This window comes from Streptomyces sp. NPDC005898, from assembly GCF_040629635.1.
Classification (GTDB): Bacteria; Actinomycetota; Actinomycetes; order Streptomycetales; family Streptomycetaceae; genus Streptomyces.
Genome location: NZ_JBEXWC010000037.1, coordinates 38,185 through 48,261 on the forward strand (window position 1 = coordinate 38,185; position 10,077 = coordinate 48,261).

A 10,077-nucleotide genomic window follows, 5' to 3' on the forward strand; every position below is an offset into this window, starting at 1 on the left:
GACCGCGAGATCCGATGGCCACACAGGCCGGCGCCGGGGGAACCGGACAGCCCGCTTTCGCGTCCGAGTATCGGAGAGGGCGACCGGGACCGACGGGGGTGGCCCCGGTCGCCCTCTCGTACGCCGCGCGCGCCGCCCGTCAGCGCCCCGTCAGCGATCGCCGCGAGACGGGGAAGTCGAAGTACGTGTCGGGAAACAGCTCGGGCTTGTGGGTGAAGTGCCACCACTCCTCGGGAAGGTTGACGAACCCCGCCTCGGACAGCGCGCCCCTCAGCAGCTCGCGGTGGGCCCGCTGCTGCCCGCTCACGCGTGGATCGTCCGTGTGCGACAGCGTGTCGAAGCAGTCGAACCCCGTCCCCATGTCCACGGAGTTGTCCGGGAAGCGCTCGCTCCAGGGTGCGTGACACGGCGCCAGCGGCTCACCGGGCACGTACGGACGCGTCGGCAGGGCCGGCAGCCTCACGACGGTCAGATCCACCGTCGAACCGCGACTGTGCCCGGACTTCTCCGCGATGTACCCGTCCGCGAACAGCCGCGACTTGTCGACATGGGGATAGAACTCCGCCTTCATGCGTTCATCGCCCAGATCCTTGGCCCACCGCACGAACTGGTCCACGGCCCGCTGCGGCCGGTAGCAGTCGTACACCTTCAGGGAGTAACCCTTGCGCAGCAACGAACGCTGCGCCTTGTGCAGCGCCCTCGCCGCGGGCGCCGTGAGGATGCACATCGGCTTCTTGTAGCCGTCTATGGGCTCGCCCACGAAGTTGTGGGGCGTGATGTAGCGCATCTCCTGGATGATCGTCGGGTCGACGTCGCGCAACGCCACGAACTCCTTCGGAGCCTTCGGCTCCGGTCTGGCGTACGCGGGGGAGGGGGCCACCGCCACGGCCAGCAGAGCGGCGGTAGCGGCGACCAGGGCACGCAGAACAGGGGCAAATGCTGTCATGCCCCTGCGTCTACCAGGATCACCCCCGACCAGGGAAGACCGACGCCGGGGAGATCGGATACAGTCCGCGGCGTGTCCGCATCCCCACACCTCACCAACTCCGCCCCGGGCTCCCACTGTTCGAGCTGCGGAGCGCCCTACGAAGACCAGCTTTCCGGCTGGCCCCGCACCTGCGCCGTCTGCACCACCGTGGCCTACCGCAATCCCCTTCCCGTGGCGGTGGCCCTCCAGCCCGTGTACGACACCCAGGGCACCGGCCTGGTCGTCGTGACCCGCACCATCGCCCCCGCGCTCGGCGGCATCGCCCTGCCCGGCGGTTTCGTCGACGACCGAGAGGACTGGCGGCACGCCGTCGTGCGCGAGCTGAAGGAGGAGACCGGCATCAGCGCCCAGAGCCGCGACATCCGCCTGATCGACGCGGCCAGCGACCCCGAGGGCCATCTCCTGATCTTCGGCCTGCTCCCCGAACGCCCGGCCGCCGACCTGCCGGCCTCCGTGGCGACGGACGAGACCGAGGGCTGGCACATACTGCGCCGCCCCGCCGAACTGGCCTTCCCGCTCCACACCCTGGCGGCACGCGCGTGGTTCGAGGGCCGCTACATCTGACCCCCGCCCAGCACTCCCCACCGCGGCGGCGGCCGCGCCAGGCCGCGGCGGGGACCGAGCGGCGACCCGGGGCGAGCCGACCCCCCGGGTGGGCCGCCGCAGGGGAACCAGCCGCACCCGAGACCAGACCGCGCACGGGAACTGGCCGTGGCCGGAACCGAGCCGCGCGTCCCGGATGCAACCGAGTCGCAGCTGGAACCAAGCCGCGTCCCGGACCGAGCCGTGTCCCGGGCCGAGCCCCAACCGGAAATCAGCCGCAGCCGAAACCGCACCGTGCGGCCCCTACGCCGCCCCCGTCCTACCCCTCGGCGAGCCCGAGCCCCCGCACCCGCACCGGCCGCCCCGGCGCCACCCGCCCCTCCTCGCCGCCGTCCCTCTCGACGACCACACGCCCGGCGCTCCACCGCGTCGTGAACCTCTCGACCTCCGGCTCCTCCCACCCGTCACCGGCGTCGGCGATCACCAGACCGCTCCCCGTACGCCCCTCGGCCGGCGCCCACGCCTCCAGTTCGAGGCCGCCGTCACGCCCCCGCACCGGCAGCACTGTGCCCGCCCGCGCGAACACCGGGATACGCGACAGCGGCGCCTCCACCCGCACCTGGCCGGGACCCGCGTACGCCTTTCCGGTGGCCGTGTCGTACCACCGCCCCGGCGGCAACCGCACCGCACGCTGCCGCACGCCGCTCTCCAGCACCGGCGCCACCAGCAAGGAATCCCCGAGCAAGAACGCGTCCCCGCACTCGCGCAGCGCCCTGTCCTCGGGACAGCCCCACCACAAAGGCCGCACATAAGGCGCCCCCGTCCGCCGGGCCAACTGGGCGAGCGTCACGAAATACGGCAGCAGACGCCTGCGCTCCAGGAGCGTCACGCGCGCGTGCCCCAGCACTTCCGCACCGAACTCCCAGGGCTCGCGCCGACCGCCTCCCACACTCGCGCGCGTACGGAACAGGGGCAGGTACGCCCCCAGTTGCAGCCAGCGCAGATACAGCTCCGGAGACGGGCTGCCGTCGATCCCGCCCACATCAGGACCGGAGTACGGCACACCGCACAGCCCGAGCCCCAACACCAGCGACAGTGCGGCCCGCAGCCCCGGCCAGTCCGTCGACACGGCGCCGGACCACGCCCCTCCGTAGCGCTGCATCCCCACCCACCCGGAACGCGAGAACAAGAAGGGCCGCTCCTCGGGAAGCACCTCCCGCAGCCCTTCGTAGGCGGCACGAGCCATCGCCAGCCCGTACACGTTGTGGGCCTCCCGGTGATCCCCGCCCCGCCCCTCCAGCGAATGCCGCGCCGAACGCGGCAGCGTCGCCTCCCCGAACGCGGCGAAGGACACCGGCTCGTCCATGTCGTGCCAGAAACCCGAGAACCCCTGGTCGAGCCGCTCCTGGTAGAGACGGCCCCACCACTCCCGCACGCGTGGCCCGGTGAAGTCCGGATACAGCACATCGCCGGGCCACGCGACACCGCGTACCCGGCGTCCCGCCGCGTCCCGTACGAACACGTCGGCGGCCACCCCGCTGTCGTACGCCCCGACGCCCGGCCCGGCCTTCACCGCCGGACCCACGACCGACACGAGCCGAGTCCCTTCCCTGCGCAGCTCGTCCGCGAACTGCGGCAGCTTCGGGAAGCGCTCCTTGTCGACCGTGAACACCTGATGCGCCTCACCGTGCGCGATGCCCAGATGCAAGGCGTCCAGCGGCAACCCGTGCTCCAGGTGGCCCGCGGCGATCCGCCGCACCTCCTCCTCGCCGCCGGGCCCCCGCCACGCGCGATGGTGCCCGAGAGCCCACGACGGCGGCAGCACGGGCGGACCCGTCAGCGACGCCCAGGTGTGCAGCACGCGCGCGGGAGTGCCGACCATCGCCCAGCACCGCAGCGGCCCGCCCGCCATCCGCACCTCGCACGAGCCGCCCCGGTCATGTCCCGACCCGGCCCCCTCCTGCCCCTCCCGGACCAGGACCTCGCCCTCCCACGTGTTGTCGTGGAAGACCAGATGCGTACCGGCGTCGGCCACCACCACCTGCACCGGCATCGTGATGGACAGCGGATCGTCCCCCGCCCCGAAACCGCCCCCAGGATCGGTGTTCCACAACCGGTACGCCCCGTCCCGCAGCCGAGGACCGCCGGCCCGTCCCCCGAGTCCAAAGAACCGCGCGTCGGCCGGCACCTCCGACCGCTGCACCCAGCGGGCCACACCCCCCTCGGACGACTCCCACCAGCGCGGCGGCAGATCGCGCCGCAGCATCACCCCACCCGGGGTGCGCAGTTCGACGGCCCCCTGACGCGACACGACCACCGTCGCCCGCTCCGACACCACCCGCCAGCCGCCCGCCTTGTCGGGCTCCAGGACCGCCCGCGGATCCGCCTCCGGACTGGCGCCCCGCAACCCGTACGACGGCTCGGGCCCCGCGCCGTCCCACCCCCAGAACACGGCGCCACCGGACGTCACCCGCACCCGCAGCTCGGACCGCGCGAACCGCACCACCCCACCGCCCGGCCCCGGCTCCACCTTCACCACGGGGCCGGGCACCCGCGCCCGCTCCCCACCCCGAGAGGCGGGCCCCGTCGCATCCGCCCGCCATCTGCGCCACGACGAACGCACCGTGCGCAACCCCCGCGCCGCGTTGACCATGCCGACCGCCTTCACCGAACGCACCAGGTCACGACCGCTCATGCCGCTCACCCTGCCACCGAGAACACCGCCCATGTGGTGCGTTCAACTGCCGTTCACCTACGGCCGGGCGCACAGCGGCCGGACCGACCGCGCGGAGCACACCCTGGTGCGGAAGTCGATCACGTGGCATCGTCCCTTTCAGCCGTGTCCACGCGCACACCCAGCACGTGCGCACTCCACACGCATACGACGCGTACAGTCCGGGAGCCGCCCCATGACGTCCTCAGCGAACCCCGCGCCGCTCTGGCAGCCGAGCCCGGAGAGGATCGCCGCAGCACAGGTAACCCGGTTCCAGGCCTGGGCCGCCGAGCACCACGGCGCGCCGGCCGACGGGGGCTACGAAGCGCTGCACCACTGGTCGGTGACCCACCTGGAGACGTTCTGGAAGGCCGTCACCGACTGGTTCGACGTCCGCTTCACGACCCCCTACGCGCGCGTGCTGGGCGACCGCTCCATGCCCGGCGCCCAGTGGTTCCCCGGCTCCACCCTCAACTACGCCGAGCACGCCCTGCGCGCGGCCGAGGACCCCGCGCGCGCGGACACCCCGGCCCTCCTGCACGTCGACGAGAGCCACGACCCGCGACCCGTCACCTGGGCCGAACTGCGCCAACAGGTCGGCTCCCTGGCCGCGGAACTGCGCGCGCTCGGCGTACGCCCCGGCGACCGCGTCAGCGGCTACCTGCCGAACATCCCCCAGGCCGTCGTCGCGCTCCTGGCCACCGCCGCAGTCGGAGCAGTCTGGACCTCCTGCGCCCCCGACTTCGGCGCCCGCAGCGTGCTGGACCGCTTCCAGCAGGTCGAACCGGTCGTCCTGTTCACCGTCGACGGCTACCGCTACGGGGGCAAGGAACACGACCGCCGCGACACCGTCGCCGAACTCCGCTCCGAACTGCCCGGCCTCCGCGCGGTCGTCCACATCCCGCTGCTCGGCACCGACGCCCCCGAAGGCGCCCTGGAGTGGTCCGCCCTCACCGCGGCCGACGTGGCACCCGTCTTCGAAGCGGTGCCCTTCGACCACCCCCTGTGGGTGCTGTACTCCTCCGGCACCACCGGCCTGCCCAAGGCCATCGTCCAGTCCCAGGGCGGCATCCTCGTCGAGCACCTCAAACAGCTCGGCCTGCACTGCGACCTCGGACCCGACGACCGCTTCTTCTGGTACACCTCGACCGGCTGGATGATGTGGAACTTCCTCGTCTCCGGCCTCCTGACGGGCACCACCATCGTCCTGTACGACGGCAGCCCGGGCTACCCCGACACCGGCGCCCAGTGGCGCGTCGCCGAGCGCACCGGAGCCACGCTCTACGGCACCTCGGCCGCCTACGTCATGGCCTGCCGCAAGGCGGACGTCCACCCGGCCCGCGACTTCGACCTCTCCCGCGTCAAGTGCGTCGCGACGACCGGCTCCCCCCTGCCGCCCGACGGCTTCCGCTGGCTCCACGACGAGTTCGCGGACACCCCCGGCGGCCTGTGGACGGCCTCGGTCAGCGGCGGCACGGACGTCTGCTCCTGCTTCGCCGGCGCCGTCCCCACGCTCCCCGTCCACATCGGCGAACTCCAGGCCCCCTGCCTCGGCACGGACCTCCAGTCCTGGGACCCCCAGGGCAAGCCGCTCACCGACGAGGTCGGCGAACTGGTCGTCACCAACCCCATGCCCTCCATGCCCATCCACTTCTGGAACGATCCGGAGGGCACCCGTTACCACGACAGCTACTTCGACACCTACCCCGGCGTCTGGCGCCACGGCGACTGGATCACCCGCACCTCACGCGGCTCCGTGATCATCCACGGCCGCTCCGACTCCACGCTCAACCGCCAGGGCGTCCGCATGGGCTCCGCCGACATCTACGAAGCCGTCGAGCGCCTGCCCGAGATCCGCGAATCCCTCGTCATCGGCCTCGAGGAGCCCGACGGCGGCTACTGGATGCCGCTCTTCGTCCACCTCGCGCCGGGCGCACGGCTCGACGACGCCCTGCGCGACCGCATCAAGCGGATCATCCGCGAGCAGCTCTCCCCGCGCCACGTCCCCGACGAGGTCATCGAGGTGCCCGGCATCCCGCACACCCTCACCGGCAAGCGCATCGAGGTCCCGGTCAAGCGCCTCCTGCAAGGCACACCGCTGAACAAGGCGGTCAACCCCGGCTCGGTCGACGACCTCGACCTCCTCCACTTCTACGAGGACCTCGCCCGCAAGCGCCGCTGAGCCGTCTCCCCGCAGCTCGACGCCGTTGTCAGTGCCCATGATTACTCTGAGTGAGCATTGATCGACCGAGTGCAGGGGGAACCATGGCGCACACCCGAAACGACACGATGCGACGTGCTCTGCGCCGCGAAGTCGCCGGAACCATCGGCCTGCTGGCCGACGAGGAGGACTTCGCGGCGATGCGTCGCTACCGCACCTTCGCCTTCGACGACCACGACATCTACCTCCAGCAGGTCGAAGCCCTGCTCAAGACCCTCGCCTCGCAGGGCAGGCACACCACCCTCACCCTCTTCGACCCCGAGGAGTACGAGGAGTACTGCGCGCAGACCGGCCTGGACCCCGACACCCCCGCCAGCCGCACCCGCTTCACCGCGGAACTGGCATCGGGCGGCCCCACCGTGCCCTACGACGGCCAGCCCCTCGCCGACCTCCTGCCCGACCTGGTCGACCAGGCGGTCCGACAGGCGACCTGGGAGTACGCGACGATGGTGCTCGCCCGCTCCGGTCCCTGCGCCACCTGCGGCGAGGACATCGGCCGCGCCGCGTTCGCCCGCGCATCGGAACTGATCACCCGCGCCCTCCACGCCGCGGGCCCGGGCATCCGGCACCTGGTGTGCAGCGTGCCCTCCGACGCCGAGACCCTCCTGGCCGCGCTGCACGTGGAAGTCGACGAGGACGGCAGCGCCCGGCTCGACGACACCGAGGCACTGGAGTTCGCCACGGTCCTCGCGGTCGGCATCGCCGCCCACCGCCCGGCGGGCATGGTGCTGCGCTGCATCGCCGAAGGCACCCGCGACCGCGTCCAGGGCTGGCGCATGAGCGGCGGACGACTCCAGCCCCTCACCGCCGCCGAGGTCTTCGACGCGTACTGCACCGACGCCATCTCGGGAGACCTCGTGGCCCCCGAATCCGGCGTCGACTACTGCGCGGCACCCGACCTCGAGGACGACGGACCGGAAAGGGGCCACACGCACTGAACGCCGCAGGGGGCGTCCCACCGGCTCGGTGGAACGCCCCCTGCGGGAGCAAGCGGGCTGCACGCCTACGCGCTACTCGCCCGAGAGGACCGCCTGCGCGGCCTTGCGGGCCTCCTCGGCGGTGTCCGCGGCACGGGCCGCCGAGGCGGCACGCTCGCACTGGGCCAGCGTGTACTTGCCGAGCGTCGCCCGCACGTAGGGAATGGACGCCGCACCCATCGACAGAGAGGTGACCCCCAGACCGGTCAGCACACACGCGAGCAGCGGGTCGGACGCGGCCTCGCCGCACACGCCGCAGCTCTTGCCCTCGGCCCTCGCCGCCTCCGCGGACATCGCGACCAGGTCGAGCAGCGCGGGCTGCCACGGGTCCTGCAGCCGCGACACGGCCCCGACCTGCCGGTCGGCCGCGAAGGCGTACTGCGCGAGGTCGTTGGTGCCGAGCGAGAGGAACTCGACCTCCTGCAGGATCGAGCGCGCCCGCAGAGCCGCCGACGGGATCTCCACCATCGCGCCGAACTTCGCCCGCAGCCCGGCCTCGCGGCACGCGTCCGCGAACGCCTTGGCGTCGGTGCGGTCCGCGACCATGGGAGCCATGACCTCCAGGTACACCGGCAGTCCCTCGGCGGCCTTGGCCAGCGCGGTCAGCTGCGTGCGCAGCACCTCCGGGTGATCGAGCAGCGTCCGCAGACCCCGCACGCCCAGCGCCGGGTTCGGCTCGTCGCCCGGCGTCAGGAAGTCGAGCGGCTTGTCCGCACCGGCGTCCAGGACCCGCACGACGACACGGCCCTCGGGGAAGGCCTCGAGAACCTTGCGGTACGCCTCGATCTGCTTCTCCTCGGACGGCGCCTTGGTGCTGTCGTCCAGGAAGAGGAACTCGGTACGGAAGAGACCGACGCCCTCGGCACCCGCCTCGACGGCCGCCGGCACATCGGCGGGACCACCGACGTTGGCGAGCAGCGGCACCTTGTGCCCGTCGGACGTGGCGCCCGGCCCGGTCGACGCGGCGAGCGCGGCCTTGCGCTCGGCGGCGGCGGCCGCCAGCTGCTCCCGCTTCTCCGCGCTCGGGTCCACGAAGATCTCACCGGTGCTGCCGTCGACGGCCACGACCGTGCCCTCGGCGAGCTCACCGGCACCCGGCAGCGCGACGACGGCGGGCACACCGAGCGCCCGCGCGAGGATCGCGCTGTGGCTGGTCGGGCCGCCCTCTTCCGTGACGAAGCCGAGCACCAGCGCCGGGTCGAGCAGAGCCGTGTCCGCGGGCGCCAGGTCCCGGGCGATCAGTACGTACGGCTCGTCGCTGTCCGGCACACCCGGCATCGGGACACCGAGCAGCCGCGCGACGATGCGATTCCGCACGTCGTCGAGGTCGGCCACGCGCCCGGCCATGTACTCACCGGCGCCGGCCAGCAGTTCACGGTAGTGGGAGAACGCGTCGTAGACCGCGCGCTCGGCCGTGCTGCCGACGGTGATGCGCCGGTCGACGTCGGACATGAGCTCCGGGTCCTGAGCGATCATGGCCTGTGCCTCGAGCACCGCCTGGGCCTCGCCGCCGGCCAGATTGCCGCGTGCATTCAGGTCGGCCGCCACAGCTTCCACGGCCTGGCGGGCGCGCCCCTGTTCGCGCTCGGCCTCCTCCGCGGGAATCTGCTTGGCCGGCGGCTCGAGAACCGCCGTGCCCATGTGCCGAACCTCGCCGATCGCCACACCGTGGCTCACACCGACGCCTCGCAGCGTTGTCTCCATCTCACCCGTCTCCGATAGTGCGGCGGGCGAAGCCGCCGCGTTGATTGTGCTGAGCGCCGTCGGTGACGGCGATGACGTCACTTCCAGGAGAAGAGCGCGTCGCCGGTCTTCACGTCGCCGTCCTCGACCAGCGCGGAGAGGGACTCGGCCGTGGCTTCGAGGGCCACGACGGGGCACACGGGGGACTTGCCGGCGGCCTCAACTGCGGCGGGGTTCCAGCGCACCACGGCCTGGCCGCGCCGCACGGTGTCCCCCTTGTTGACGAGGAGCTCGAAGCCCTCACCATTGAGCTGCACCGTGTCGATGCCGAGGTGCGTCAGGACGCCGTGACCCTGATCGTCGACCACCACGAAGGCGTGGGGGTGCAGAGAGACGATGATGCCGTCCACGGGGGACACGGCCTCGGAAGCCTCGCGCACGGGATCAATGGCCGTACCAGGGCCGACCATGGCACCTGAGAAGACGGGATCCGGTACTGCGGACAGTCCAATGGCGCGTCCTGCAAGCGGGGACGAAACACTGGTCATGGCATGCCTCCCAGGGGGTGGAGATTCGTAGCCGCCGTCGCTGCCTGTCCTGGACGACGCGCTGATCAGAAGCGTAAGTCATAAGAAGTCCCGGTTCCGCACGACAGATCCCGGTTGACGGACGTAGGGGCGCAGCTCAAACGATTTGCGCCCGCCCGTGCGGCGATGTAGAGTCGAACTCTGCCTGAGGTCGTGGGACGCGGTTCAGCGTCCCGGCTCGGCGACATCCTTCACGACAGATCCTATCCCTGAGTCTGGTTCCGCATGCCGCGGTGACTGTGGTCAGAGAGTCGAATGAGATCTGATAATGTCGGAGCCGCCGGAAAGGGAAACGCGAAAGCCGAAAGGCCGGAGCGGGAACCGGAAAGGCACCGAGGAAATCGGACACGAAAGAGTCTGATAGA

At 71.8% G+C, this 10,077-nt stretch carries 7 protein-coding genes; 3 read left to right on the forward strand and 4 right to left on the reverse strand.

The window, feature by feature from the left end; genetic code table 11:
* Window positions 1-139: 139 nt before the first annotated feature.
* The gene (locus tag ABZ385_RS31325) at window positions 140-946 is read right to left on the reverse strand and encodes a M15 family metallopeptidase (RefSeq protein ID WP_358698127.1); all 807 of its coding nucleotides are present in this window, start codon (window positions 944-946) and stop codon (window positions 140-142) included.
* 72 nt (window positions 947-1,018) lie between these two features.
* Here ABZ385_RS31325 and ABZ385_RS31330 point away from each other — a divergent pair, with 72 nt between their 5' ends.
* Window positions 1,019-1,552, forward strand: a complete 534-nt coding sequence (locus ABZ385_RS31330; protein WP_358585208.1) for an NUDIX domain-containing protein — start codon at window positions 1,019-1,021, stop codon at window positions 1,550-1,552.
* A gap of 298 nt (window positions 1,553-1,850) precedes the next feature.
* Here the strand turns inward: ABZ385_RS31330 and ABZ385_RS31335 are convergent, their stop codons facing one another.
* On the reverse strand, window positions 1,851-4,226 hold the full coding sequence (locus ABZ385_RS31335; RefSeq protein WP_358914003.1) for a glycoside hydrolase family 31 protein: 2,376 nt from the start codon (window positions 4,224-4,226) through the stop codon (window positions 1,851-1,853).
* A gap of 214 nt (window positions 4,227-4,440) precedes the next feature.
* Here ABZ385_RS31335 and ABZ385_RS31340 point away from each other — a divergent pair, with 214 nt between their 5' ends.
* Window positions 4,441-6,426 carry an acetoacetate--CoA ligase gene (locus tag ABZ385_RS31340; RefSeq protein ID WP_358914004.1) on the forward strand — a complete coding sequence of 662 codons (1,986 nt, stop codon included), beginning with the start codon at window positions 4,441-4,443 and terminating at the stop codon, window positions 6,424-6,426.
* An 83-nt stretch (window positions 6,427-6,509) separates the two neighbouring features.
* Window positions 6,510-7,403 carry a hypothetical protein gene (locus ABZ385_RS31345; protein WP_358914005.1) on the forward strand — a complete coding sequence of 298 codons (894 nt, stop codon included), beginning with the start codon at window positions 6,510-6,512 and terminating at the stop codon, window positions 7,401-7,403.
* A 72-nt stretch (window positions 7,404-7,475) separates the two neighbouring features.
* On the opposite strand, the gene ptsP is transcribed toward ABZ385_RS31345, so the two are convergent.
* Both ptsP and ABZ385_RS31355 read right to left on the reverse strand, forming a co-directional pair.
* On the reverse strand, window positions 7,476-9,146 hold the full coding sequence (ptsP, locus tag ABZ385_RS31350; protein ID WP_358698048.1) for a phosphoenolpyruvate--protein phosphotransferase: 1,671 nt from the start codon (window positions 9,144-9,146) through the stop codon (window positions 7,476-7,478).
* A gap of 77 nt (window positions 9,147-9,223) precedes the next feature.
* Window positions 9,224-9,673: a PTS glucose transporter subunit IIA gene (locus ABZ385_RS31355; protein WP_358585198.1), complete on the reverse strand. Its 450-nt coding sequence runs from the start codon at window positions 9,671-9,673 to the stop codon at window positions 9,224-9,226.
* Window positions 9,674-10,077 lie beyond the last annotated feature (404 nt).

Excerpts from the sequence above, each read along its gene's own strand:
- ABZ385_RS31345 (WP_358914005.1), top strand. The coding sequence starts at position 6,510 with ATGGCGCACACCCGAAACGACACGATGCGACGTGCTCTGCGCCGCGAA.
- ptsP (WP_358698048.1), bottom strand. The coding sequence starts at position 9,146 with ATGGAGACAACGCTGCGAGGCGTCGGTGTGAGCCACGGTGTGGCGATC.
- ABZ385_RS31325 (WP_358698127.1), bottom strand. The coding sequence starts at position 946 with ATGACAGCATTTGCCCCTGTTCTGCGTGCCCTGGTCGCCGCTACCGCC.
- ABZ385_RS31340 (WP_358914004.1), top strand. The coding sequence starts at position 4,441 with ATGACGTCCTCAGCGAACCCCGCGCCGCTCTGGCAGCCGAGCCCGGAG.
- ABZ385_RS31355 (WP_358585198.1), bottom strand. The coding sequence starts at position 9,673 with ATGACCAGTGTTTCGTCCCCGCTTGCAGGACGCGCCATTGGACTGTCC.
- ABZ385_RS31335 (WP_358914003.1), bottom strand. The coding sequence starts at position 4,226 with ATGAGCGGTCGTGACCTGGTGCGTTCGGTGAAGGCGGTCGGCATGGTC.